The sequence below is a fragment of the Pseudomonas sp. 8_5_2 genome, from assembly GCF_059295255.1.
This window is the reverse complement of the sequence record NZ_CM181238.1, coordinates 2,227,204-2,253,286: the sequence shown is the minus strand read 5'-3', so window position 1 is coordinate 2,253,286 and position 26,083 is coordinate 2,227,204. Positions and strand designations below refer to the sequence as shown.

General features: G+C 54.6%; 23 protein-coding genes. 11 read left to right on the top strand and 12 right to left on the bottom strand.

Annotated features, from left to right (window positions below):
• From srpB to AC5O5R_RS10455, 4 genes are read left to right on the top strand one after another with little or no spacing between them, the layout of a single operon-like run.
• Positions 1-3,150 carry a solvent efflux RND transporter permease subunit SrpB gene (gene srpB / locus AC5O5R_RS10470; protein ID WP_254466020.1) on the top strand — a complete coding sequence of 1,050 codons (3,150 nt, stop codon included), beginning with the start codon at positions 1-3 and terminating at the stop codon, positions 3,148-3,150.
• Positions 3,140-4,552 (top strand): solvent efflux RND transporter outer membrane subunit SrpC, encoded by a 1,413-nt coding sequence (srpC, locus tag AC5O5R_RS10465; protein WP_320327459.1) that lies wholly within the window; start codon positions 3,140-3,142, stop codon positions 4,550-4,552. Before srpB ends, srpC begins: the two co-directional genes overlap by 11 nt.
• 52 nt (positions 4,553-4,604) lie before the next feature.
• Positions 4,605-4,988 (top strand): antibiotic biosynthesis monooxygenase, encoded by a 384-nt coding sequence (locus AC5O5R_RS10460; RefSeq protein WP_494515306.1) that lies wholly within the window; start codon positions 4,605-4,607, stop codon positions 4,986-4,988.
• Positions 4,975-5,268, top strand: a complete 294-nt coding sequence (locus tag AC5O5R_RS10455) for a LysR family transcriptional regulator (protein ID WP_135198386.1) — start codon at positions 4,975-4,977, stop codon at positions 5,266-5,268. The genes AC5O5R_RS10460 and AC5O5R_RS10455 overlap by 14 nt, the downstream gene beginning before the upstream one ends.
• 420 nt (positions 5,269-5,688) lie before the next feature.
• On the opposite strand, the gene AC5O5R_RS10450 is transcribed toward AC5O5R_RS10455, so the two are convergent.
• The 3 genes from AC5O5R_RS10450 to AC5O5R_RS10440 all read right to left on the bottom strand — a co-directional run bounded on the left by AC5O5R_RS10450 (position 5,689) and on the right by AC5O5R_RS10440 (position 8,992).
• A complete protein-coding gene (locus AC5O5R_RS10450; RefSeq protein ID WP_404601812.1) occupies positions 5,689-6,693 on the bottom strand; it encodes an AraC family transcriptional regulator in 1,005 nt (334 codons plus the stop codon).
• 104 nt (positions 6,694-6,797) lie between these two features.
• Positions 6,798-7,907 (bottom strand): alcohol dehydrogenase catalytic domain-containing protein, encoded by a 1,110-nt coding sequence (locus tag AC5O5R_RS10445; protein ID WP_320327457.1) that lies wholly within the window; start codon positions 7,905-7,907, stop codon positions 6,798-6,800.
• Positions 7,908-8,056: 149 nt separating this feature from the next.
• Entirely contained in the window at positions 8,057-8,992 is a 936-nt protein-coding gene (locus AC5O5R_RS10440; RefSeq protein ID WP_320327456.1) for a LysR family transcriptional regulator, read from the bottom strand.
• Between the two features lie 101 nt (positions 8,993-9,093).
• Between AC5O5R_RS10440 and AC5O5R_RS10435 the strand changes: the two genes are divergently transcribed.
• Positions 9,094-9,858: a 3-oxoacyl-ACP reductase FabG gene (locus tag AC5O5R_RS10435; RefSeq protein WP_426622692.1), complete on the top strand. Its 765-nt coding sequence runs from the start codon at positions 9,094-9,096 to the stop codon at positions 9,856-9,858.
• A gap of 9 nt (positions 9,859-9,867) precedes the next feature.
• On the top strand, positions 9,868-10,332 hold the full coding sequence (locus AC5O5R_RS10430) for a lipocalin-like domain-containing protein (protein WP_320327454.1): 465 nt from the start codon (positions 9,868-9,870) through the stop codon (positions 10,330-10,332).
• A gap of 130 nt (positions 10,333-10,462) precedes the next feature.
• Here AC5O5R_RS10430 and AC5O5R_RS10425 read toward each other — a convergent pair whose 3' ends face one another.
• The 6 genes from AC5O5R_RS10425 to AC5O5R_RS10400 form a co-directional block, all read right to left on the bottom strand.
• On the bottom strand, positions 10,463-11,224 hold the full coding sequence (locus tag AC5O5R_RS10425; RefSeq protein WP_320327453.1) for a hydroxypyruvate isomerase family protein: 762 nt from the start codon (positions 11,222-11,224) through the stop codon (positions 10,463-10,465).
• 37 nt (positions 11,225-11,261) lie between these two features.
• On the bottom strand, positions 11,262-13,682 hold the full coding sequence (locus AC5O5R_RS10420; RefSeq protein WP_494515305.1) for an efflux RND transporter permease subunit: 2,421 nt from the start codon (positions 13,680-13,682) through the stop codon (positions 11,262-11,264).
• Positions 13,679-14,791: a WD40/YVTN/BNR-like repeat-containing protein gene (locus AC5O5R_RS10415; protein ID WP_494515304.1), complete on the bottom strand. Its 1,113-nt coding sequence runs from the start codon at positions 14,789-14,791 to the stop codon at positions 13,679-13,681. The genes AC5O5R_RS10420 and AC5O5R_RS10415 overlap by 4 nt, the downstream gene beginning before the upstream one ends.
• An 82-nt stretch (positions 14,792-14,873) precedes the next feature.
• Positions 14,874-16,223 (bottom strand): DUF1329 domain-containing protein, encoded by a 1,350-nt coding sequence (locus AC5O5R_RS10410; RefSeq protein WP_320327451.1) that lies wholly within the window; start codon positions 16,221-16,223, stop codon positions 14,874-14,876.
• Between the two features lie 23 nt (positions 16,224-16,246).
• On the bottom strand, positions 16,247-17,899 hold the full coding sequence (locus AC5O5R_RS10405) for a DUF1302 domain-containing protein (protein WP_494515303.1): 1,653 nt from the start codon (positions 17,897-17,899) through the stop codon (positions 16,247-16,249).
• Between the two features lie 98 nt (positions 17,900-17,997).
• Positions 17,998-18,420: a GlcG/HbpS family heme-binding protein gene (locus AC5O5R_RS10400; protein ID WP_494515302.1), complete on the bottom strand. Its 423-nt coding sequence runs from the start codon at positions 18,418-18,420 to the stop codon at positions 17,998-18,000.
• A gap of 391 nt (positions 18,421-18,811) precedes the next feature.
• Here AC5O5R_RS10400 and AC5O5R_RS10395 point away from each other — a divergent pair, with 391 nt between their 5' ends.
• A complete protein-coding gene (locus AC5O5R_RS10395) occupies positions 18,812-19,495 on the top strand; it encodes a GntR family transcriptional regulator (protein WP_320327449.1) in 684 nt (227 codons plus the stop codon).
• A gap of 131 nt (positions 19,496-19,626) precedes the next feature.
• Here AC5O5R_RS10395 and AC5O5R_RS10390 read toward each other — a convergent pair whose 3' ends face one another.
• From AC5O5R_RS10390 to AC5O5R_RS10380, 3 genes are all read right to left on the bottom strand, one after another.
• Positions 19,627-21,210 (bottom strand): bifunctional 3-(3-hydroxy-phenyl)propionate/3-hydroxycinnamic acid hydroxylase, encoded by a 1,584-nt coding sequence (locus AC5O5R_RS10390; RefSeq protein WP_320327448.1) that lies wholly within the window; start codon positions 21,208-21,210, stop codon positions 19,627-19,629.
• A gap of 109 nt (positions 21,211-21,319) precedes the next feature.
• Positions 21,320-21,880: a VOC family protein gene (locus tag AC5O5R_RS10385; RefSeq protein WP_320327447.1), complete on the bottom strand. Its 561-nt coding sequence runs from the start codon at positions 21,878-21,880 to the stop codon at positions 21,320-21,322.
• Between the two features lie 38 nt (positions 21,881-21,918).
• A complete protein-coding gene (locus tag AC5O5R_RS10380) occupies positions 21,919-22,770 on the bottom strand; it encodes a fumarylacetoacetate hydrolase family protein (protein ID WP_320327446.1) in 852 nt (283 codons plus the stop codon).
• Positions 22,771-22,895: 125 nt separating this feature from the next.
• On the opposite strand from AC5O5R_RS10380, the gene AC5O5R_RS10375 reads away from it, so the two are divergent.
• The 4 genes from AC5O5R_RS10375 to AC5O5R_RS10360 all read left to right on the top strand — a co-directional run bounded on the left by AC5O5R_RS10375 (position 22,896) and on the right by AC5O5R_RS10360 (position 25,965).
• On the top strand, positions 22,896-23,477 hold the full coding sequence (locus tag AC5O5R_RS10375; protein ID WP_494515301.1) for an amino acid synthesis family protein: 582 nt from the start codon (positions 22,896-22,898) through the stop codon (positions 23,475-23,477).
• Positions 23,478-23,557: 80 nt separating this feature from the next.
• The gene (locus tag AC5O5R_RS10370; RefSeq protein ID WP_320327444.1) at positions 23,558-24,673 is read left to right on the top strand and encodes an alcohol dehydrogenase catalytic domain-containing protein; all 1,116 of its coding nucleotides are present in this window, start codon (positions 23,558-23,560) and stop codon (positions 24,671-24,673) included.
• A gap of 171 nt (positions 24,674-24,844) precedes the next feature.
• Positions 24,845-25,276: a cupin domain-containing protein gene (locus tag AC5O5R_RS10365; RefSeq protein WP_494515300.1), complete on the top strand. Its 432-nt coding sequence runs from the start codon at positions 24,845-24,847 to the stop codon at positions 25,274-25,276.
• Positions 25,277-25,308: 32 nt separating this feature from the next.
• Positions 25,309-25,965 carry a TetR/AcrR family transcriptional regulator gene (locus tag AC5O5R_RS10360; protein WP_494515299.1) on the top strand — a complete coding sequence of 219 codons (657 nt, stop codon included), beginning with the start codon at positions 25,309-25,311 and terminating at the stop codon, positions 25,963-25,965.
• Positions 25,966-26,083: the final 118 nt, after the last annotated feature.

Genomic DNA, 26,083 nt, shown 5'->3' with positions numbered 1-26,083 from the left:
ATGTCTCGCTTCTTTATCGACCGGCCGATCTTCGCTTGGGTTCTCGCTATCGTGGCAATGCTCGCCGGCGCGCTCTCGCTGGCCAAGATGCCGATTAGCCAATATCCAAACATCGCGGCCCCTGCCGTTTCGATCCAGGTCAGCTACCCAGGTGCTTCTGCACAAACCGTCCAGGACACGGTGGTCCAGGTCATTGAGCAACAGCTCAGTGGTCTTGATGGGTTCCGATATATGTCGGCTGAGAGCGCCTCTGACGGCAGCATGACCATCATCGTGACCTTTGAACAGGGGACCGATCCGGACATCGCTCAAGTTCAGGTGCAGAACAAGCTGCAACTGGCGACACCTCGTTTGCCGGAGGAAGTTCAGCGTCAGGGGCTTCGCGTAGTGAAGTACCAGATGAATTTCTTCTTGGTCATGAGCTTGGTGGATCGCTCGGGGAAGCTCGATAACTTCGACCTGGGCAACCTGATCGCTTCACAGCTTCAGGATCCCATTTCGCGCATTCCAGGCGTCGGTGATTTCCAGCTGTTTGGCTCGCCTTACGCAATGCGTATCTGGCTAGATCCAGGCAAGCTCAACAGCTATCAGCTGACACCTACTGATGTAGCCAATGCTATCCGGGAACAGAACGTCCAAGTGTCCTCTGGCCAGTTGGGTGGACTACCAACTCGCTCAGGCGTCCAGCTGAATGCCACCGTTCTCGGCAAGACGCGCATGACAACGCCTAGCCAGTTCGATGAGATCTTGGTCAAGGTGAACGCGGACGGCTCACAGGTACGAGTGAAGGATGTCGGACGTGCCGAACTGGGGGCTGACAGCTTCGCCATTTCCGCGAAATACAAGGACTCCCCAACCGCAAGCCTGGCGCTGCGTTTGTCCACCGGTGGCAACCTGCTGGAGACCGTAGAAGCTGTCAAGAAGCTGATGGAGGAGCAGAAGGCCTATCTGCCAGATGGCGTGGAGGTCATTTATCCCTACGATACAACACCTGTCGTTGATGCCTCGATTGAGTCGGTAGTACACACTATTTTTGAAGCGGTGGTACTGGTCTTCCTGGTTATGTATCTGTTCCTACAGAGCTTCAGGGCAACACTGATTCCCACCCTGGCAGTTCCCGTGGTGCTGCTCGCCACATTCGCACTTCTGCCCTATTTCGGCCTCAGTATCAACGTACTCACCATGTACGCCATGGTGCTCGCCATCGGCTTGCTGGTCGATGATGCGATCGTCGTGGTCGAGAACGTTGAGCGGCTCATGCACGACGAGGGGTTGACGCCACTTGAGGCTACCCGTAAGTCGATGGACCAGATTTCCGGGGCCTTGGTGGGTATCGGCATGGTGCTGTCGGCTGTGTTCGTACCGATGGCTTTCTTTGGTGGATCCGCTGGCATCATCTATCAACAGTTCGCGATCACCATCGTGGTCTGCATGGGACTGTCGATCTTTGTCGCGCTTGTGTTCACTCCAGCACTTTGCGTGACCATCCTCAAAGCTCCGGAAGGCGTTTCCCACCACGAGAAAAAGGGCTTCTTCGGCTGGTTCAACCGCATCTTCGACCGCGGCACTCTGCGATTCGAGCGAGGCGTCGGTGCAATGCTGAAGGGGCGCGGTAGATACCTGCTTGCGTTCTTGCTGATCACTGGAGGAACCGGCTATCTGTTCACCCAGATCCCGAAGGCATTCCTGCCCAACGAAGACCAGGGCTTGATGATGATCGAAGTGCGTACGCCGGCAAATGCTTCAGCGGAGCGCACCGAGGGTGTGCTTCAAGAGGTGCGAGACTACTTGAGCAATGATGAAGGTGCGTTGGTTGAGCACTTCCTGACGGTGAATGGTTTCAACTTTGCTGGTCGTGGTCAGAACTCGGGGCTGGTACTGATTACCCTTAAGGATTGGAAGGAGCGTCACGGCGCTGGGCAAGACGTATTCAGCATCGCGCAACGGGCTAATCAGCATTTTGCCAAGATCAAAGATGCCAGCGTCATGGCGTTCGTGCCCCCTGCCATTCTGGAAATGGGGAACGCGATGGGCTTCAACTTGTACCTACAGGACAACCTAGGTCTTGGTCATGAAGCATTGATGGCAGCTCGAAACCAGTTCCTGCAACTGGCAAGCGAAAACCCCAAACTCCAAGCAGTGCGTCCAAACGGTAAGGACGACGAGCCGCAATTCCAGGTGAACATTGATGACGAAAAGGCCCGTGCGCTGCAGGTAAGCATCGCGTCTATCAACGAAACGATGTCGGCAGCCTGGGGCTCGATGTATGTCAACGACTTCATCGACCGCGGTCGGGTCAAACGGGTGTACGTACAGGGCGAAGACATCTCGCGAATCTCTCCAGAAGACTTCGATAAATGGTACGTGCGCAATAGCCTTGGCCAGATGGTTCCGTTCTCGGCGTTTGCAACCGGTGAGTGGGTGAACGGCTCACCGAAGCTGGAGCGCTACGGTGGCATTTCTTCCCTGAACATCCTCGGCGAGCCAGCCCCTGGATACAGCACTGGTGACGCGATGATTGCCATCGCTGAAATCATGCAAAAGCTCCCTGCTGGCATCGGCCTGAGCTACACCGGTCTCTCTTATGAAGAAATACAGACTGGCGACCAGGCACCATTGCTCTACGCATTGACTGTGCTGATCGTATTCCTGTGCCTGGCCGCACTGTATGAAAGCTGGTCGGTACCGGTCTCGGTGATCATGGTTGTTCCTCTGGGTATTTTGGGCGCCGTGCTGGCAACGCTTTGGCGCGACCTGACGGCGGATGTGTACTTCCAGGTGGGCTTGATGACGACAGTTGGCCTGTCCGCCAAGAACGCCATCCTAATCGTGGAGTTCGCAAAAGAGCTGTATGAAAAGGAAGGTTATCCGATCGTCAAAGCTGCGATAGAGGCCGCCAAGCTGCGTTTGCGTCCGATTTTGATGACCTCGCTGGCATTCACATTCGGTGTGCTGCCGATGGCCATTGCATCGGGCGCAGGCGCTGGGAGCCAGCACTCCATTGCTACGGGCGTCGTCGGAGGCATGATCACAGCAACCGTGCTGGCCGTCTTCTTTGTTCCGCTGTTCTACGTGGTAGTTGTCAAGCTTTTCGAGGGGCTCATGAAACGAAAGCCAAAAGCGGTCAAGGAGGTGACTCATGAAGTTTAAGTCGCTCCCCGTCTTTGCATTGCTGATGCTCAGCGGATGCAGCTTGATGCCCGACTACCAGCAGCCAGCCGCCCCCGTGCAGGCGCAATGGCCAACGGGCGAGGCCTACGGCGGGCAGGGAGACCAGCGTAGTATCGCGGCGGCTCTCCCCGAGGCAAAAAATTTCTTCAAAGATCCAGCGCTGGTCCGCCTCCTCGATGCGGCGTTGGAGAACAACAGAGATCTTCGAATCGCTGCCAAAAATGTTGAATCCTATAGAGCGCTTTACCGTATCCAACGAGCGGAGCGGTTTCCCACACTTGATGGCGAAGCATCTGGAAATCGAACCCGCTTGCCTGATGATTTGTCCCCCACCGGCGATTCTCGGATCGATAGCCAGTACCAAGTCGGCCTGGTGACTGCCTACGAGTTGGACTTATTTGGCCGAATCCGAAGCTTGTCCAGCCAAGCGCTTGAAAAGTATCTGGCTACTGAGGAGGCGCAACGCAGCGTTCAGATCGCACTGATAGGCGATGTGGCAACCACTTATTTTCTGTGGCGAACCGACCAAGCACTTTTGGAGCTGACCGAAGCGACGCTGACCAGCTACGTCGAAAGCCTGGCAATGATCGAGTCCAGCGCAGCGGCGGGTACTTCGTCGGAGCTGGATGTCCGACAGGCGAGGACGCTGGTTAACCAAGCCCAGGCACAGCAGGCTTTGTACACCCGGCGTATCGCGCAGGATGTAAACGCACTGCAATTGTTGCTGGGCTGCAAGATTCCAACTGATTTGCCACAAAACTTGCCACTGGCCATGAGTGCCATAGGGAAGGTTCCAGCAGGGCTACCAGCAGATCTGCTACTAAACAGACCGGACATCCGTTCTGCCGAGCATCAGCTTATGGCCGCTAATGCAAACATCGGGGCGGCTCGTGCGGCATTTTTTCCACGCATAAGCCTGACAGCGTCAGCGGGCTCAGCCAGCAGCGATCTGGACGGACTGTTCAACGGCGGATCTGAAAGCTGGAGCTTCGCTCCACAAATCAGTGTGCCGATCTTCAATGCAGGAAAGCTGCGAGCCAATCTCGATTACGCTGAAATTCAGAAGGATGTGGGCGTTGCGACTTATGAAAAGAGTATCCAAACGGCTTTCCGGGAGGTAGCCGACGGCCTCGCTGCGAGGGGAACTTATGGCAAGCAGCTTCGTGCTCAGAACGAATTGGTTGATAACTACAAATCGTATTTTGGCTTAGCACAGCAGCGATACGACCAGGGCATTGATAGCTACTTGACAGTACTGGATGCCCAACGCGAACTGTTCGCCTCACAACAGAAGCTATTGAATGATCAGCTCGATCAAATCAACAGTGAAGTCCAGCTTTACAAAGCCCTTGGGGGCGGCTGGAGCGTAAGCCAGAACTGAGAATCTGGGGCAGCGCCTTACAGAAGTGCTGCCCTACTTTTCAAGAGAATGCTTGAATAAATTCTTCGACCTAAAGTGGCGAGCCAACGCCAATTTTAAATCGGGAGCAATAGCAATGTCGTTGACATCAGCAAGCGCGATAGAGGTTCGCTTTGATAAGCGTCCTGACGATGATGTTCTTTTAGCCATAGACGAGCTGGTCAACGTGCTCCGCACCGAGCCGGGGTGCATGAGCTACTCGATAATCGCGCTAAACAAATACTTCAGCTCGATGATTATTAGCGGCTTCTGGACCAACGAAAAGGATATGATTGATCATTTTTCAAATTCGAGTTTCGCAGCGTTGATAGCGTTCTTGACATCCAGCTGCCGAAGCATCTGCTTCAGATCATTATTTATGGATAGTGAAATACGGAGCCAACATGCAGAGCCCTGAAAAAATCTTGCTGAATGCAGACTTACATAGTTTAATCACTTTCTTGGTGGTGTACCAAGAGAAAGGAGTGACACGGGCATCCCAACGCTTGGGGGTAAAACAGCCAGCCATCAGCAATACCATAGCCAAGCTTCGCAAACGATTTGGCGATGAGCTCTTTTTGGGTAAGCGGCCTTGGATACCAACAGAGCGCGCTGACCAGCTCGCTACTGCTCTAGGACCTGCATTCCACACTTTGCAGGAGGCACTCGCCAGCGTGGATAAAGAGAGCGCTCAGTAAGTTAAGTGCAATATTTCAACCGCCTTCCCCCAGGCGGCTTCACCCTATTCCAAATCGAAGACGTAAAAAAAACTATGGCCTGACGGCCATAGTAAAGGGAGGTTATTTATACCATCCAAGGAGCCAAAATGAAGGCCACTACGCGCTCATCTGAGAAGCAACGACTTAAAGAATTTTGGTAAAAAAGCCGCTTGCGGGCAAGCGGCAACACCAAAGGGCAATGAAGGACACTCGCTTGGTACAAGGAAGGGTACCGCGCCTCACTTCATCGAGATGTACAGTAATGGAAAACCTCCAACCGGTGAAATCAAACATAATAATAGTCACTATCGATAAACTTCTTCGCTCAACACCACCCTGCTTGTTCAACTACAATTTATCATAGGACTACACTATCAGCAGACGCTGAACAAAGCTCATTTATCCCCCTCTCCGCTTGATCGTCATGGAAGGTGATTCTCCGAATCGCTGCTTGTAATCAGAGGAAAATCGACCGAGATGGGTAAAGCCCCATTTCAATGCAGTGGACGAAACTTGAACGTGAGCATGCTGCGGGGTCTCGAGCTCTACACGAACGCGCCGCAGGCGAATCTCCTTCAAGAATTGCATCGGTGACAGTCCGCGGAAGCGTTGAAAACTCAGCTGAACTGTTCGAGCAGTCACGCCAGCGTGCCTTGCAATCTGCGAGATCGTGAGGGGCTCTTGAGCATGCTCTTCCATGAACTCCTCAATCATCCGTACAATCGCGGGGACTACTTTCTTTTCGGCCGAATCCCGCAGCGCCTGGCTGTGATTACTTTCATGGAACTCGAGCAAAGAAGAGGCCAGCACCTCACCAATTAGGCTTTGTAGATGCGATGAATGTAATGACTTGGACGACAGCTGGCTGTAAGCCCACCCCAGTGTCTGCAGCCAATTCTGGCCAGCGAAGGTATCCATTGGCAACTGAGGCTGAAAGGAAATGTCCTGCTTGATACTCCTCCCCAGCTGACGTTGAAGCATGGTTTCCAGCAGCGTTCGATCAATACGGACGAGCAGCTTGTCAGTGCCAGGGAAATGATTGAAGAAGGAGTGCCGGTGGTAGTTGAAAACGGTGGCATGCCCCGGGTTGCAGTTGAGGCGTAACTGATCACTGATCACGTGTTCATGGCCAGTGAGGACCGACTGGACCAGCACGATATTATCCAGCTTCCCTGGATGGATAGCGACCTCTCCCCCAAAGGACATTCTGGCAACCCCAGCCTCGCCAGCCGACCGATGAAAAAATTGAGCCTTGAACTCGGTTCCCTTTTTTTCAAGCCGGTTCTTGCAAAACATCCGCTCACCGCACAGCACTGCCTCCTCAAGATTGGACGACTCGCAGACGCTGAAATCCGCGAGGACCTGATCAGATGGTACAAATGGGGCGACGTTGGGCCAGGCCATGGAGAGCCCTCAAAAAGGCAGTGAGTTGTACAAGCAACCTAGCAACAAAAGGGAACTGAGAACAACGTCAGGGCGACGATCTGTATCGTCGCCCTGCTCCGCCATTAGCCGTGCACGATATGGTAGTTCAGGAAGCCGCTAGCATCGGTTTTGACGTCTTCAAGGGCTTCGTTGAGCTGGTCCAGTGTGTAGGGTCGAGGTGCCCACTGATTGGTGTCGAGCAATCCCGTTCTGATCAACGCCATCAGCTCCTGGGCTTCTGCGGTGGTGAACCACAGGGAGCCGATGTACTGAAGCTGTGTACACATGAACGGGTGAGGATCGATAGGAATAGGTCCGCTGACTCCGCCGATCTGTACGATCTTTCCTCCCGACGTAACGGCGTTCATGGCCGAAACAGAAAGCTCCGCCGGAGCCTTCGCGCCAAGCGTATCAACGACTGCATCAACTCCGCACGGAGCCATTTCACGAATGCTTGAATGCAAGTCGGTACTCGTGATTTGCAGCGTGCGAATGCGCTTTGGGGCCAGTTGGCGGAGCCGTTCGAGTGCAGTCCCATCTCGTGCTGCCACGATGATATCCGTCACGCCCATCGCTACTGCGGCCAGTGTCGCACCGATACCCAAGGTTCCAGAAGCCCCCAGTACCAGCAAGCTCTGACCTGGCGTGAGTTCGAGCTTTTTCAACGCAGAGTAAGCAGTGCCTAGGTATCCAAGGCGTGTGGCTAGCTCGAATGACAAGTCGTCAGGCAAAGTGATCAGGTTACGCGCAGGTGCTCGGAGAAATTGGGCGTATCCGGCATGGCGATACTCGCGGAATACCTCTTTCGAAGACGGGCTGAATCCGAAATAGCCCATGAAGGTATAGCTAGCGCACCGCGTCGGAAGTCCGGCCAGGCACTGTTTGCATGTACCGCAACTCAGTCCAGGATTGACGTAGACCCGGTCGCCTTCCTTGAAATCTTTCACAGAGCGACCAACCGATACCACGGTGCCAGCGGCATCCAAACCGAACACAGCAGGCAGCTCAGGCAGCGGTAGAAACGGGTACCACTCCGGGAAATTTGTGACGACGTTGCGCAGATTGGGGATAACAGCGCAGGCGGCAGTTTTGATCAGGACGTCATGCTCTCCAACATCAGGAAGAGGAATTTCGTCCACGGTAAATTTGCCACCAACTTCGTGGAGGCGAGCAGCCAACATCGTACCTGGCATGAAGCAAACCCTCTTTTTTTTTGTCAGGGCTGTGGGGCTCTTGGGAGCCGTTAAGGTGTGACCGGCGCATCGGCGGCCACAGCTCTAATTATCCGCTCGACTTCAAACGTGGCTATCCAGGTCCAGTAGCCGCTATCCAGATAACGAAATTAATTGGCGTCGCTCGGTGCGGGTTGAGTTGATGCAGCCAGATTTTGGGCCAACTGACGCAGCCAGCGATTAGCCGGGTCAGCATCATCCCTCGGATGCCAAGCCATCACGAGTTGGAAAGGCTCGCTTTTAAACGGCAACTCAAACGTCTCGATGGCTTCGTGCTGGGACTGAATAAGCATGCGAGGCATCGTACAGACCAAGTCCGTCGACATCAGGACCCCTGGGACCATCCCAGCGGTCGGCACGGTAAGGTTGATCCTTCGACTCATGCCGGCGGAACGCAAATACTCATCCATGTAACCCCTGAAGCTCTCCCGTTCTGGCGATACGACAAGATGATTGAGTTCACAATACCCATCCAGGGTAAGAGGCTCGCGTCCACGAGGGTGATCTTTGCGCTGCGCCATGACGAACTCATCGTTCCCCAGTGCTGTGAGTTTTACGCCCTGCGGAAGGCCGCGGCTTGAGTCGATCAGCAGATCGAAAAAACCCTCCTCCATTTGCCGTCCTATGAGTCCAGGATCAACGGCATTGAGTGACACCTGAATCTGCGTGCCTGCGTGCTTGGTGATTGAGGCGATCAACAGCTCGCAGATGGTGCTCAAGGCTGTATCACAGGCGGCTATCCGGAAGACCCTCTCGTCGTTCAAAGGATCGAATTCCAACTCACTTTGAATGACTGAACCGAGCGTCTTCAATGCCGAGCGAAGAGGTCCCCGCAACGCCAAGGCCCGTGCAGTAGGGGTCATGCTCCGGCCTTTTTGTATAGGGACCAACAGCGGATCGCCCATGAGCTCGCGCAAGCGTGACAGCTGTGCAGACATTGCTGGCTGGCTGATGTGAAGGCGTGTAGCTGCCCTAGTCACGTTCATCTCAGCCAGCAACGTGTCCAGCGAAACCAAGAGGTTGAGGTCGATACGCGATAGGTCCATGACCAATCCATCCTAATGATAGGTCGCATAACGATAAACAATTTCATGGATAGCTTCACGGGAATCTATTGTTCTCCCAGAGCATTTATTGGGAATCAATCATGACCAAGCAGAAAGTACTGATAACAGCGGGAGCATCTGGTATCGGGCATGCGATCGCGCTGGCTTTCAACAGCCGCGGCGCCGACGTCACGGTAGTCGACATCGACACTGAGGGCTTAAGCCGCCTTAAATTAGAGCATCCTTCTATCCGCACCGCAGTGTGCAACGTAGCTGATCGCAGCAGCCTTGAACTCAGCATTCCAGGCATCATCGAAACCATGGGTGGTCTAGATGTTCTCGTCAACAACGCTGGGGTATCCGGCCCCACCGCTCCGGTTGAGCAGCTTGACCCTGATGAGTGGGACAAGGTAATGCAGATAAACCTGAATGGTACCTTCAACGTTACGCGCCTGGCCGTTTCTGCGCTCAAGCGTTCATCCCGCCCCTCAATCATCAACATGTCTTCTGTTGCGGGACGACTGGGCTACCCCGATCGTTCCCCCTACTCGACCAGTAAATGGGGACTGATTGGTTTCACTAAGAGCCTTTCACGCGAGCTTGGCGCGTATGGGATCCGTGTAAACGCCATTCTGCCCGGAGCTGTCGAAGGGGAACGCTTTGAAAGCGTGCTCAATGGTAGAGCCAGTCTCAGCGGCAACTCCGTGGAGGAAGAACGTAGGAAGGCGCTTTCGGTTCAATCTCTCCAACGCCTCGTGGACCCGAAAGACATTGCAGAACTAGCAGTCTTCCTGGCATCGGACGCAGGCAAGTCCATCTCTGGACAGCTTTTGCCAATCGACAACGATATGCAGCAGACGATGTGAGGTACGACTATGAGCATGCGAGAAAAACTGATTGGAACCTGGGTGCTCGAAACCTACACAGAATACCCAGTGGACGGATCCGAGCCCATACATCCCTTCGGCGAACATCCTGAAGGCTTCATAATGTACACAGCAGATGGTTATATGTCGGCTCAGCTGAGCATGCCAAATCGGGCATCTTTTTTCTCGGGTGACTGGTTTGAAGGTACCGATGCGGAATACCGCGCCCAAGGGCTGTCGTACATTTCCTACTGCGGCCCCTTCAATGTGGACGAGCAATCGGGTCAGCTCACCCACACCATCGCAGTTTCGATGTTCCCGAATTGGATAGGCCAGGTGCAGCCGCGAACGGTAAATCTTGCGGGAGATGTCTTGGAGCTTGGCAATAACAGTCAATATCGCTCTAGCGGACGTACAGTAAACGCACGGATTTGTTGGCGTAGGGCGAAGTCGCCATTCCCCATCGACCGCTAGTGCCGCAGCTCAGCAACCGTTTTGCGTCGAACCCCAACGCAAGCACCAACGCTTGATCGGGAAATCGAGCACCGACACCAACGAAGGGTCCCACCAGCCCCGATTGGACAGTCTGAGTTTTTTATCTGCCTCAGGAGCTGATTGAACTCAGCCAGCGCAGGCCGTCGACTGTTGGGCCCGCCGGTTGGTACTCACAGCCTACCCATCCTCGATAATGACTGTTTTCGATCGTAGCTAGGATTTCGCCGAGATCCAGAGTCCCGCGATCGGGCTCATGCCGACCCGGATACCCTGCGATTTGGATATGGTCGCATTGCTCAACGTACCGACCAATACAATCAACCGGCCCCAGCCCTTCCATCGCAGCGTGATACAGGTCGAGAATCACCCCAAGCCCCGGCAGTCGTGCAGACCAATCAAATGCGGCGGAAAGGGACGTGATGAAGTAGTTAGGTACCGAGTTCTGGTTAATCGCCTCAATCACTACCCGAACATTCTCCGTGGCAGCATGCTGAATTGCCCATTCCATGTTGGATAAAAACTGGCCGCAGGACGCCGCGAGGTCCGACCGTACAACAGTGCCAGCTAAAACATGGAGCAGAGGGCTTTTCGCTTCGACCGCGTATTCCAGGCCAATCCGGAAGTCCTCCCGGAAACGGCTCTGCTGCCCGTGAACGGCTGCAGTACCTTTACTACCGGGCTGCAGTCGGACCGTCGCCAGAACCTGACGCAAGCCAGTACGTTCAAGCTGGGCGCGCACCTGGTTCGCCGGAATGTCGGCAGGAAAGCTGAATTCAACCGCCTCAAACCCAGCCTCGCGTGCTGCCTCGAATCGATCCAGGAAGGACCACTCTTGAAACATCAGGGTTAGGTTGGCAGCGTAATTGATCATTCGTTTTCCAGAGATGTTCGAACCATTCATGATTACGTCAGCTCATCACCAGGTTGGGGGTCGCTTTTGATGCGGTCTGAGGCTTCAGCAGGAAGTGCGCCAAGGCGGGAACCAGGATCAGTGCTCCTACCATGTTCCAGATGAACATGAAGCCGAGCAAGATGCCCATGTCAGCTTGGAACTTAATCGGTGAAAGTACCCAGGTCAGGACGGCGATACCCAAGGTGATACCGGTCATGACCACAACCTTTCCGGTCGACAGTAGCGCCAGATAATAGGCGTCCGAAAGGGACAGACCGCGCCTGATGTTAGCGAGAGTCACGCTTAGAATGTAAAGCGCGTAATCGACCCCAATGCCAACGCCGAGTGCGATGACAGGAAGTGTCGCTACCTTCACACCGATGTTCAGTCCGACCATCAATGCTTCACACAGGATCGATGTCAGCATCAAGGGCAGAACCGTGCATACCACCGCACGCCAGGAGCGGAAGGTGATGAAGCACAGCGCGATGACTGCGGCATAAACCATAAACAGCATCTGCACGTTGGATCGTTTGACAACGATGTTGGTGGCTGCCTCAATGCCCGCGTTGCCTGCGGCGTTCAGATACTGCAAATCCGTCGTGTTGTGAGCAGCAGCGAAGCGCTCGACCGCCTGGACGACGTTGGTCAACGTATCCGCCTTGTGGTCAGACAGGTAAACATAAATTGTCAGCAGGTCACAGTTTTGATTGAAAAGCTCCCTCGGGGCTCGCGTGATGATCGCATTCAACAGTCCCTGATTTCGGGGAATCTCGTACCAGGTCATGCTGCCTTCGTTCATCCCGGCAGAAGCTTGTTTACTCAACGCTGCCAATGATGATGTCGAGACGACGCCAGGCAATTGCTGTAACTGCGCTTCCAACGCGTCGACGCTAACTAGCGTGTCGTAATTGGCGCAGTAGTACTGGGGTGTCTTCACCATCACCACATACTTGTCGCTGCTCGCCGAAAAATTGCTGACCATGAAGCGATTGTCGGTGTTGTATCGGGAGTCTGGTCTCAATTCCGGTGCGCCAGGATTCAGATCACCAATCTTCACGTTCAGGCTGATCACAAAGCCGAGAGCTCCCAGGGCGAGTGCGGCGATGACTGCCAGCGATGCCCACTTACGCTCCGTGAAATGGTCCAGGAATGCCCAGAATGGGTGTCTGATATGCGCGTTGTCCAATCGGGAATATTGATCTGCAGCGGCCTCCCGGGCAGCGGCGGTCTTACTGACCCCGGTGTAGGAGAGCAGGATTGGGAGGAGGATCAGATTGGTGAATATAAGCGCAAGCACGCCCATCGTTGCAGTAACTGCCAAGTCTTGAATTACCGGAATCTTGATGATCATCAAGACTGCAAAACCGACAGCATCTGCCACCAAGGCCATCAGTCCGGTGAGAAATAGCCTGCGAAAGGTAAAACGTGCAGCGACCAGCTTGTTCGCACCCCGGCCGATGTCCTGCATGATGCCATTCATTTTTTGTGCACCATGACTCAGGCCAATGGCAAAGACCAGAAACGGCACCAGGATCGAATAGGGGTCCAAGTCGAATCCAAGCGTTGGTAGCAGACCCAACAGCCACACCACAGCAATATTCGAACAGAGCAGCACGAGTAAGGTGCTTCGGATGCACCGTGTGTACCAGAACAGCACCAAGGCGCAAATCACAAGAGTCGCAGCGAAAAACAACCCCATCTGCAGCATGCCGTCGATGAGATCGCCCACCACTTTGGCAAAGCCGGTGATGTGAATCTTGAATTTGTCGGATTCATAAGTGCTGCGAATCTGCTCCAGCCGCTGAGAAAGAGCATGGTAGTCAAGAGGCTTGCCTGACTCTGTAGCCGATTCTTGAAGGGGTAGCAGTACGATACTGGATTTGAGGTTGGCCGCTACCAGCCTTCCGATTTCTCCGGACCGTTCAACGTTCTGTCGAACCTGATCCAGGCTTTTAGCTGACCCGTCGTATTCATCAGGAATGACAGGCCCGCCGTCAAAACCTTGCTCCGTCACACCAATCCAGCGGGTGGCCGGTGTCCAGAGCGACTTCATGTAGGAACGGTCGACGCCCGGAAGCAGAAAAACCTCATCCGTGATCTTTTTGACAACCTCCAGATACTCCTTGTCGTATATCGTCCCATCTTTGGCTTCAATGGCGATGCGTAGCGTATTGCCGCCCTCTCCCAGTTGCCCCTTGTTCCGGAGGTAGTTCTGGATGTATGGGTGATCGGTAGGAATCATTTTTTCAAATGCGGCATTGAGTTTGAGGCTCATCGCTTGATGACCAAAGAACAGACTCAGCAGCACACAGGCAGCTAGTACCCAGATTCGATGGTTGAAGAGCAAGCGCTCAACCACGGTACCTGACTTGGGATCGAATGCTTTTAATTCGTTGGTCATCGAATCATTCTTCGTGCGTGCATAGCTATTCATTTCGAACTCTCCGAGCCGACGTCCGGCCAGGTTGAGGACAGCATTCCTCTTGTGGTACTGAGCACCAGATTTCCATTCGCGGCCTCGACCATTCCGCTCACATAACTGGGTTGGCCGACGGATTCATTAGCCAACTTCGTCGACCCCTCTTCATAGCGAAGGACCCTGCCAGACTCATCGGCCAGAAGCAGAGCTCCGTCTGAGCGGCGAACGCTGGCTGTGAGGCTAATGGGCTGCAGGCTATCCAGCTTCCGCCAGGACTCACCTCTATCTGGCGAGACAAACGCGTTACCTCGCAGGCCAAAGAGAATCATTGAACCGTCAGCGGTTGCTTGCAGCCCGAATGCTGTCCCTTCATAGGGAGACGTCAGAGCTTCGAAGCGGCCTTTTCCCCCTCTGGAGCGCAGCAGCAGTCCTTGTTCACCCGCGATGAAGATGTCATTACCTACCTTCTGCAGGCTGTAGAGATGCAAACCGGACGGGTTGTCTATCTGGCCGCGAATCGATTGCCAACTCGCTCCGCCATCCCGAGTCACAAACGCCAGGCCATACGCACCCACCACGATGCCTTCTTGGGCGTTAAAGAAGAGAACGTCGAGCAATGGCTTGTCCGGGCCGTCATCTACAAACTGCTGGGCCTGATTCAAACGTTCCTTGGTTTGCTCACTCGCTTCTCCAACAGACGCCTGTTGCCGTGCGTCATCAAGCTCCAGTTGAGCTTCTTTCACACCATCGAGTTGGCGAGTCCAACTCAACCCTCCATCTCGGCTGTGCAGCACAACCCCGGCGTGGCCGACGACCCAGCCCTGCTTGGCGTCAACGAAAGAGACCTTGACGAGCGTGACGCTGACAGGTGAGCTCACCTGAGTCCAAGTCCCCCCGTTGTCGTCCGAGATGATGATGAAGCCTCGCTCGCCGACTGCAATCAGACGCTTCCCAGCTTTCGCAACGCTGAGCATCACGGACCGCGTCGCCATGACGCTCGAAATGGCGGGCTGCTCGAATAGGTCTGCGCTCTTTGCTGCAGCTATCCCGCTACCCAGCCCGATGAAGACCAGTAATGCAGCTATCGCCTGCTTACCGAAATGCTCGATGTGTCGACTGACCATAGGTGTTGCCTCAAATTCAGGTCGCGTGCGCAGCCACAAGGGCTGCGCACTGGGCTCGCTTCTTGGTGATGGGAGTGGCCGCTCAGCGAACTGATCCAGAAGCAACGGCAGTGCCCGTGAAGAAGTTTTCAGGCTTACGCGGGACAACGCTGTAGGTTTCCCCGTTGAGGCTCTGTACAACGCTGTAGGTCTTGGCCTGAAGGTTGTAAATGACCACGGGTTTAACCACGACCGCCGGAATTGATGGGACAACGTAAGGAAGGACTTGAGATACGCGCCACAGCTTGCCCTCTGCGTCATACCCATCGACCAAAGACACGGTCCAGCTATCCTCATCGATATAGAACTTACGCTTTGGTACAGCGTGGCGTTTGCCCGGGGCAACAGTGGCCTCAACTTCCCAGACTCGATGCAGCTCCCAGCGGACTTTATCCGGGTTCAGGTGATTGGGCGCGAAGGCGTCGTCACGTTTTTCTGCATGAAACTTGTTGTCGTTGTAGGGGATGTACATCTCTTTCTTCCCTACCAGTTTCCAGTCATAGCGATCCGGATGCCCGATGAACCCCTGGACCTCATCGAAGTAGTTGGCGCCTGATGCCACGAAGTCAGGAGTGTCGTATCCCACAGTGGGAGCGCGACGCACACGACGCTGTCCCACCAGGTACTGCCATGCCTCTCTTGGCTGTTCGGCATTGATACTGTCGTGAGTCACCAGTGATTCGCCGGCCTTGAATGGCGGCTCATTGGTGATGAAGCGCAGCAGCGCGTATTGGCCGGACCATTTATCTGCCGATCCATCTTTGTAGTAGTACGGATACTGCCAGTTCTCGACACCGCGGCTGGCCAGCGTCCGGGTTCCGTCCGCGTTTCCGATCACGTTGGCGTATCCCATCTGAATGGACTCGGCCTCGACCCGCAGCAGGTGATTCCAGATCACCTCGCTACCCGATTTAGGGATAGGAAACGGGATACCCCCGAAGCAGCCTTGTACCGACAATCCATTGCTGACGAGCTTGCAGTTGGTCGCATTGGCGAACGTGTTCTTATAAACCTCCTCAGGCGCCGCCGCTGTGCGGTGAGTAGGGTAAACATCCAGGTGAAATGTCTCAGGATACTTTGCAAGAAGCGCCTTCGTACCCTCGGATAGCTTGTCGCCGTACTGACCGGCATTCTTCGATGTGATCTGAAGCGTTGGCTTCTCTCCTGGGAACGGATCAGCAGGCACGTCGCCAAATTTAGGTCCGGAGACGTCCTTGGTCAGGCCGCCCGTCCACGCCGGAATCGATCCATCAGCGTTGCCCGCTTTCTCGGCCCCCATAGGAGTCAGAGTGTTTTTGAGTTTTGCAGCCTCATCTGGGCCGACAGCGAATGCTGTGCTGGCCAGTACCGAAAGCGATAGTGTAGAAACCAGTAGCAATGTATTTTTTGTCATTGTTCAAGCCCGCCTGTTTCTGCTCAGAAGGTTCGCTGAATCGAGAAGGCAATGAAGTCCCGATCCTTCATGCTTTGCTGGTAGGTGTACGAGTTGGCGGCGTTGATGACAGGGCCAGCCTCGCCGAAGAAATTCGTGTAGGTGAGAGAGGCGTACCACTGCTTCTTGTAATCTGCCTTCAGCCCCAGCGTCAGGTCCCCGCCGTGTTCAGGGCCGAATGCCTGCGGTGTGACCGAAGACCGTCCTGAAGGGTTGTATCCGATGGTGACAGGCGTCTGAACATCGATTCCCGGGAATACCTGGAAGTACTGAGGTTCAAATGTGAAGCGCAGCGCGAAGGCATCACGTGTGGTATTGGGATCGAGCTGATCTGCGTTTTTCGTGACGCTGAGACGGCGATTGAAAGCAAGCTCGCCGACAAAGGAGGCCCCGTCCCAAAGCGCAGATCCGCCATAGACGTTCACCATCGATACTTGCGCGTGCCATGATCGGCCTACCGGATAAGCAGGGTTGGAGTCGTTGTCAGAGTCCATTCCGGTGATGATCGTGCCACCTACACCTGCAAGGGGCGTGTCGAATCGGATAGACGTCTCACCCGCTATGTTCGCCTCACCAACCAGCGTGCTGAAGCTGACACCAAAAACCTTCACATCCTCGGGGTAGACATTGATAAAGGTATCGTTGGCACCTGGCACCAAGGCCGCCGGCCGGAAGTAAAAGACCGGAGTCTTCTCATGATATTTCGCTGCGTAGAGGCCGAGTTCCCAATCGTCCAAAGTGAACTTGATCTGGCCACCGAACTGGCCTGAATCACGTGCATTTTCATCCTTTCCATGACGCAAAACGCCAGTGGGGAAAAATACGCGCTCACCCCCTTCACCGACAAAGTCTGCTCCACTGAAATAGCTTCCTGCAGCGGGCAGGCGGGTCTTGTTCCATTCGAACTGATAGTAAGCACCGATGCTCAGCTTGTCGTTCAGCTGCCAGTTCCCGGACAGCTGTTTGGTCGGCATCAAGATCTCTTTGAACTGTGAACTGGGCACCGACTGCAGCTTCACCAGATCGACTGTCGATTGAGCGTTGGCTATACCGTTCGCGCCGAAAAACAGACTCTCACCGTAGATCTGTGTGAACTGCCCCAGGCGACCTGACAGCGAGGTGGTGCCGATATCCTTGGAGCCATATACGAAGGCATCCATGATCTCGGTCTTTTGCTCGTGAATTCGCCGGGTGTCACTGGTGAACTCGTCATGATCGACGCTGACCGAGTTGGCGGTACCCGGTGAGTCGTTGTCATTGTGTTTGCTGTAGACATTGTCGTACCAGGATGCAGCGCTCAGTCGTGCTCCTACATCTTTGTATTTGATGTCCAGCTCAGAGAGGATGTCCAAGCGATTGGAGATCAGCCCGCGATCAAAATTACGATCGCCATCGTCCAGGTTTGGATTGCTATTAGACGTGCCGGGACCGGCTGCAACTTTGTGATCAAGCTTGTTGACCCGCCACGCGTTGCTGTATTTCAGCGTGTTGTCCCAGGTCGCAGTCAGATCCGGATTACCGGTGTCGATTGGGAATGCAGAGGATTGGGATGAGAACCCCAGAATCATCGCCGCGCCGACGGCGCATGATGTGCACGAGGTTTGCAGCGGACGAAGCCGAACCTTTGGTAATCTCATGAAGATGTTCCTGTTTTTTTGTTTTTGTAAAGGCCATCTGCCCGCATTCGGATGCGGTTTTTAAATGAACAATTGCGTTGAGTTGGAAAAAACCTGCGTTAAGCCAACGTTGAACAATGACGAGCGAAAGCAGAAAGCCCCGCTTCTACCAAAACCAGATCCAGCTCTGACTTCAGGCCGCTTACCGCTAAGCCGCCCACAGTTTCGTCACCCACCTGAACTGGAAGCCCACCTTCGATGGGAAATACTCCATCGATCATCGCGGCTCCTGGCCGACCGGCATTGACCATGTCCTCGAAAAACTTCGTAGGTCGCTTGGTCAATGCTGCGCTTCGTGCCTTTTGGATCGCGGTCTGCGCAGAGGACACCGTTGCCCGATCCATTTTTTTGAAAGCCATCAGGCAACCGCATTGGTCGACCACGGCCATCGAGACATTCCACCCGCACCGGGACGCTTCTTCCGCTGCCGCCTCCAGCATCAGCTCGGCATCCCGCAGCTCCAATATCCGCACATGTCGCATAGCACCTCCGCGATGATGGATAATGCACAAAATACTTTTATTGCATCCAAATTACCTTTGTGCACAAAACCTATCCTTGCGCAAATCTGTTGTCAAGCTGGTTTTGGATCGCGCAGGGAGCTGGCGGGAAGACAGCCTCAGGGTTCAGTCGGACGGGAGGTCAGAGCGCGAACCTTTGAGGGCCATTGGAAGTGGGGCGGCGCAAACGCGGATAACCCCAGATGCTGCAGATAAGGTGTTGGTAAGCCGCAGGCTAGAGCGCTCCCGATAAAATGAATTGGTTTCAGGGTTGCGCCGTGATAAAAAACGTGCGCAATTCCGCCTAATTTCTTTGCATCAAACTATTTTTTGCGCATAAAATTGATTTAATGCAAATTTAGGACGAGCCCCTATGACCCCCCTCAACAGTCCGCTCATCGACGTGGCTTTGGCCAAGATGAAAAAGGCGATTGTTTGCTGTGAGCTGCGCCCAGGAGAGAGGCTCAAGGTCGCTGAGCTATCGAAGGTCTATGGGCTTAGCAGCTCACCTATTCGCGAAGCGCTCAATCGGCTAACACAAGACGGCGTAGTTGAAGCCAGCGATAACAAAGGCTTTCGTGTGGCTGCGATTTCCGAGGCTGATTTCCGTGAGATCACCCGCTTGCGCTGCCTCCTTGAAGGCGAAGCGTTGAGTGATGCGATCCGCTTCGGTGACGACGAGTGGGAAGCAAACGTTCTGGGCGCCTTTCACCGGCTCAATTTGACAGAACGTAAGCTCGACGCCGGACCGCTGACGCTCGACGAAGAATGGTCTGCGCGGCATAAAGCATTCCATTTCGCACTTTTCTCGGCTTGTCCTTCACCCCTTATGCTGCGGATGATCGACTCGCTTTTTGATCGTGCCGAGCGATACAGACGCTTTTCTGCCAAGCAACGAATTGTGGAACGGCATAAAGGGAATGAACATCAGGAGCTCATGGACGCGTCGTTGGCCAGAGACTCCGAGAAAGCCGTTACGCTTTTGCGCAACCATATCCAGAACACGCTGGGGCGGGTCATTGAAGCATTGGAAAAGCAGCGAGCCACCCTTCAATAAGCGCACACTGGCCACGGTCAAATATGGTTTGAATCAGATCGCGGGCTGAATGAATGCCCTGCCCCCCGAAGCGATCGTGGACTTCGGCAGGCAGGGTTGGTGCCTGGTTAAACGTTCTGTCTGTTTATGCTTTATTCCATGATCGCTTCAGACTTTTGGCACATCAGCGCGTGCTCCATACCCTCCAGCAACTCCATGGCCCATGCAACGGTCATCGCGCCGCCGTAGACGTAGTGGTCAGGTCGCACAATTACAACATGGCAGCCCCGGCTATCGAGCCAGCGCCCCAGCACACCGTCAGCTTCCTGATACTCGTCACGTTGAGTCGGCTTATCGTTAACCAATCGCACAACGCTCATGGGCAACCCTTCGAGTGCCTGGCTACTGCGCAAGCATTGCAGAAGCGCACTTGCATCGAAGCCAGCAGCGATCACGACCCTGAATGATTGGCCCGTGAATTCATCCAACAGGCCTACCGCGCCTTGGTTGTTCACCACTTTGGGTTGAGGAAACAGCTCTCCTGCCGGCGCTGCGTTTGCTATGAACCCTTGAGAAAGGCCTGGGATTAGCGACTGTCGAATTGTCCCGCCTGGGTTTTCGTTCATCTGCTGGATGAGATGAGCATCTCGGCGAGCCGCCCGATCCTTGTCGCGCTCGCAGATCAACTCGCCAAACTCTTTTGCGGCGAGCGTTGTCTGTCGAACGTGCGGAATGCGTTCTGCCTGATAAGTCTGCAGGAGGTCTGGTGAGGCCAATCCGCGCTTCACCAGCGCGATCTTCCACACCAGGTTCATTGTGTCGCGAATGCCTTGGCACATCCCTTGAGCGAGAAAGGGCGGGGTCATGTGAGCAGCGTCGCCCAGAAAGAAAATCTGATCCGACTGCCACTGCTCAAGGATCAGGGCATGAAACCGGTAGGCAGACGCGCGCCATAGCTGGTACTCGTCTTCAGGCAACCACCTGGAGATCAGCTTTTTGATATTTTCGGGCTGGGAAACTTCCGTCGGCTGTTCTTCCGGATTGATCATGAACTCCCATCGACGATGCCTGCCTGGACCCACAACGAACGTACAGGGCCTTGCGAGCTCGCAGAACTGAACGTTTGTCTTCGGCAGCGTCTCTCCTGCTCCTTCATTCAAGATCACATCCACTACGAGCCATGGCTCATCGAAGGAGAGGTCTTCCATCTTGAGGCCTAGACGGGTCCGGATGGGACTCGTGCCACCGTCGCAAGCGAGGACGTAACTGGCGCTGACGGTACGCTCTTCGCCATTCTTCGAAAGAATCCGAACAGCCGCCTCTGCATTCGCAGTATCAACACCTAAAACTTCAGCACCGAGTTCAACGGTAACATTCTGCAAGCTCGAAATCTTTTCCCGTAGGGCTCTCTCCACGGGAGGCTGGGAGAAAACATAGTTAGGTGCCCAGCCCAAAGGAAATGGGGGTTTTGCGGCATCGATGCGCTTGATCAGATGAGAGCCTGTGGTGTGGTACTCAGACGGCCGATAGGGCATGACGTAATCAGCAATATCTTTTGCCAAACCGATGTTCCCAAATGCACGCATGACCTCATGATCGAAGCCCATCGCGCGAGGGTTGGCGTACACTTCTTCGGACTTGTCCACGACCAGCGTCTTTAGGCCCCATAGGCCGGCAAGGTTCGCGCACATGGCACCCACGGGGCCCATTCCAACAATGATCACATCGTAGTCCATCGTCTACTCCGGCTTTTATTTTTATCAGGTGCTGCTCCGTTGAGCTATTTGGAAGCTCAACGGAGCTAGATGCGTTCAGCGGATTGCTTCCGCCAAAGGCTATCGTCGATCAGCCAATGCGCACGCGTTGTTCTTCGATCCGGGCACGGGTGGATTCCATCCACTCTTCACGAGTCTGGAAGCCCGGGCGACGACGGCACATCGCTTCGGTTTGGGCCAAGATAGCCTCAGTCGGGAGCTCCAGATCCAGCGGCTCCTTGCAAGGCTGGTTGGTGTAGAACGGCGCGTCGACGTACATCTCTACGGGGTTGCCTTCAGGATCAGTGAAATAAATCGACCAAGCATTCCCATGGTCAACTTGAGCGATGTTCTCGATCCCGCTTTTTTTGGCGAACTGATAGTAGGTTTTGAGATCGTCAAGGGAGTCCAGCAAAAATGACAGCTGGTTGATCGGGTTGAACGGAAGGTTGGCAGGCTTACCATCAAACAGAACGACCTGGTGATGCAATTCGGGGTTCTGCGTCATGAAAAACAGGCGATTACCTGTAGAGGCAACACCCTTGTCACTGACAACGAAGCCCAGAATACGGCAGTAGAAATCGACCATGGCATCCAGGTCGGTACAAAACACACCCGAATGAGTGAAGTTGATTCGAGGAAGAGCCGGCATGTGAAACCTCCAATTTTTATGCTTGTGTGGTGTGGCTTTTAGGCTTCGTCAATGACGGTGTTGGAGAGCGTGCCGATCTGGGAGATCACTACCTCAAACACATCGCCTGGCTTCAGGAAAATCGGAGGCGTGCGCTTGAAGCCGATCCCGCTGGGCGTGCCGGTAGCCAGAATGTCACCCGGGTTCCATGGCAAGGCTTTGGATACATAGGAAATCAGAGCTGGGATGTCGAAAGCCAGCTCGGAGAGCTGTCCTTCTTGCAGCTGCTCGCCGTTAAGGACACCGCGCACGACAAGCTCACGATAATCGGAGATTTCTGAGGCGGGTACGAGCCATGGGCCGAGGGCGCCAGTTTTCCGGAAGGTTTTACCCATCCCGTACTGATGTGTATGGAACTGCCAATCACGCACACTGGCATCGTTGAAGCATGTGTAGCCAGCAACGTGGTCCATAGCGTCCTCCGGGGCAATGTGAGCTCCCCCTTTGCCGATCACTACCGCAAGCTCGGCTTCGAAATCGAACTCTTGCGAAACCTTCGGACGGACGAGCGCTTCTCCGTGAGGAAGCAGCGTTTCAGCAAAGCGCTGGAAGATCACCGGGAACTGCCCGACCTTCCTGCCAGCCTCCTCAGCGTGCGCGACATAGTTAATGCCTACGCAAATGACCTTTCCAGGATTCGGTATTACCGAGTCGAGCTGAATGTCGGAGTATGCGTAGTCAGGGCCCGCTTCCTCGACCATTTTTCGGGCCTGAGCGAGCCGTGAGCTATCAGCCAGAAATGACGCCAGATCAGGGGCTTGTGGAAAACGACGGCTCAGCTCCACGACGCCATCGCCTTCAACAGCACCGTAGAGGGCTTGCCCGGACTTGTGATACGAAATCAGCTTCATGATGTCTCCTTGTTTTTTGTGCATAAAAACTAAGTTCTTGCACCATACATCATTAAGTGCATAATCCGGAAGACCGCTTCAAAAAAAATAACAAGCCCTTCAGGCTTCGGTATCGGAGGTTTCGCATGTCGCTCGTGAGTATCCGTAAGGTCAAGCTGGACGTTGAGGAGGTGTTTCATGAAGGGGGGCCTCGTCGGTCATCGCCTTTGCGCATCGCCGTCGCCACTGCCGTCATCACCAATCCCTACGCTGGTAAATATGTAGAAGATCTTTTGCCTTTCATGCAGGAGCTCAGAGCACTAGGCAGCGAGCTTTCCGAACGCTTGATCCACACGCTGGGGGGCGCCCAGGTTGTTCAGGCCTACGGAAAAGGAGCCATCGTCGGTGAAGACGGTGAACTCGAACACGGTGCGGTTTGGCACGAGGCAGGCGGCTGGGCCATGCGCGAGGCACTCGGCAATCCCAAAGCAATCGTCCCGGCGGGCAAAACGATCGCGTCCCCCGGTAGCCGAATAATGATTCCGCTTGGTCACGTCCATGCTGCCTACGTGCGTAGCCATTTCGGGGTTGCGGAGATGACTGTCTGGGATGGCCCACGTCGCGGCGAAATTGCGTTTGGCCTGGCAATGGCGACCGGCGGCCGTATCCACTCCCGCTTGGGCGGTCTCGACGCTAAAGACGTGAAAGGAGAGGACGGCTTGCGCTGATTGAGGTTGCCGCCCTAGCGCGGTACCTGCTCCACAGATTCATACCAATACAAAAACAATATGTGAGTTGGAGAAACAAAATGACTGCAAAAATGATGCGTGCCGCCCGCCTGTATGAAGGTGGAAAGCCCATGGTAATGGAACAGGTCACCGTTCCATCGATTCGCCCGACAGAGGTGCTTGTCAGGGTCAAGGCATGTGGCATTGTTCCAAACCTTCACAACATTCTGACCAACTGGGTGAAGTGGTTTCCCCAAAACCCGCTGCCACCCTTCCCTGCGATTTTCGGTCTCGACCCATCCGGTGTCATTGAGGCTGTCGGCTCGCAAGTTTACGACTTCAACGTAGGCGACCGGGTGTACGTCAACCCTGGCCGCTACTGTGGCTCTTGCCGTGCCTGTCGCGCCGGCAACTCCATCTCCTGCACTGCCTATACGTTTAACGGCTACTTCGGCTTCACACCAAAAAGCCCTCGGATGTACGGCGACTACCCCTATGGTGGCCTGTGCGAATTCATCCCGGCGCCGCAATACAGCCTCGTGAAGCTTCCAGACAACATCAGCTATGAAACTGCTGCTCGACTGGGCTATCTCGGCACTGCCTACAAAGCACTGCGCAAGGCGAACGCTGGGCCAAGCAGCACCGTCTTGATCAACGGAATCAGTGGAACGCTAGGCCTGGGAGCCGTTGCATTGGCTCTCGCCATGGGCGTGAAAAAGATTCTGGGGACGGCTAGAAATGAAGAGCTGTTCCAGCGCGTAAAAGACCTCGCGGCGCCCGGCCGTATCGAAATCCACACGCTGGGAAGTCTTCCGACCGACCAATGGGCCAAAGAAGTCACCCACGGTGAAGGCGTCGATATCGTCATCGACGCGTTAGGACCCGGTGCGCCACACGAAAGCCTGACCCAAGCGCTGAAATCACTTCATCGGGGCGGCCATCTGGTCAACATCGGTGCCGTCGCGGGTGAGGTTCCGATCGATCTTCACTGGATCATGGACAACGATATTCAGATCAGCGGGTCCGCCTGGTTCACGACAGGCCAAGGTCAGGAAATGGCCGACATGGTTGAGTCCGGCGTTCTGGACCTGTCGTTCTTCGAAAATACCGCGTTCAAGCTGGAAGACGTCAATAGCGCGATCACGGGCATTGAGAACCGCCACGGAGGCTTCAGCAACTACGTCATCTGTCCTTGATTGCACTGTAGGTGGAGCGGTTTCGCTCCACCTACCATTTACACGCCACGAGACAACAATATGAAAATAAGAAGACTCGTAACCGGCCACGACGCGTCGGGAAATTCCGTTTTTGTATCGGACGACCTCACCCCGCGAGCTTGCTCCTTTACCTCCATCCCAGGACACGGAATGGCGCAGGTATGGGCGACCGATAGCCTGCCCTACATCTCCGCGAAAACTGATGATCCGACAGCAGCACATCCCTCACTGATTCCTCCAGTCGGAGGGACAAGCATCGCTTTGTTCGATTTCCCCCCGGATGAGGTCATGCAAAATCCCATAGCCTCTGAGAAAGCATTCGGCGAATTGGCAGCGGCCCTCCCGGGGCTGTTCGAGTGCTTTGAAGCCGATGCGCCAGGTATGCACGCAACCCCAACCGTGGATTACGGAATCATCCTGGAGGGCGAATTATGGCTGGAATTGGACAATGGCGAGGAGCGCCTGGTGAAGGCTGGTGACGTAGTCGTTCAAAACGGCACTCGGCATGCGTGGCGTAACAAAAGCAAGCGAATTGCCAGAGCGTTGTTCGTGATGATCGGAGCAGAGGTCTCCGGCCGGTGATCGTGTTCTGTCGTGTTTTGAGGACAGGTTGAATGAGTGAAAAATCCATCCACGTCGCTCAGGGTACGACTGAGTTAGGGCCGTTGCCGGACCTAGAGTCTCAGTCACCGCCTTTATCGCGCTACGAAGAAAGCCGCACAAAAGCACTCCAGCTGGTTGCTTGCAAAGGCTTCGGGCAAGTCAGTATGAGGGATCTGGCGAGTCATCTAGGGCTGACAGCAGGCTCGCTGTACCACCATTTCCCCAGTAAGCAATACCTGTTATTTGAGCTGTTGGAAGAATTTTACGAGGACATGGGGGCGATCCTGCATGACTGCCTGCAGCCAGGTGGGGACAAGGCTAAAGCGCTTCAACGTTTCATCAAGGCGCGGTTGGCACTGCACCGAGAGTTTCCATTCCACAGCCGAGTCGTACAACGAGACACCGCAAGTCTTGAGGACGAATACCGTCATCGCATTGAAAAAATGCAAAGGCAATTCGAAGAAAGCTTGATGCAGTTGCTGGGGGGCACGGGCACAAGAGTCGATCCCAAGATAATAGATGCATCGAATCACGTCATCGCGGAGTTGATCACCAATCTGCCTGATTGGCTGGAGAGTTACCCGATTTCGGAAGTCGAGCGAGAGCGAGTGGCAGAGCGCCTGATAATAGGCGCTGTCCAGGGCATTCGCCTTCAGCAGGCAAGTTGATCGGATTGCCACATCACCGTGAATCTCGAAGACGCTTCGGACAGGAGCCGTTATGTTCGCAGATCAGGTCTGGCGATAAGCATTGCCTACATAAGAATGCTGGTAGCGTTGGTTGGAT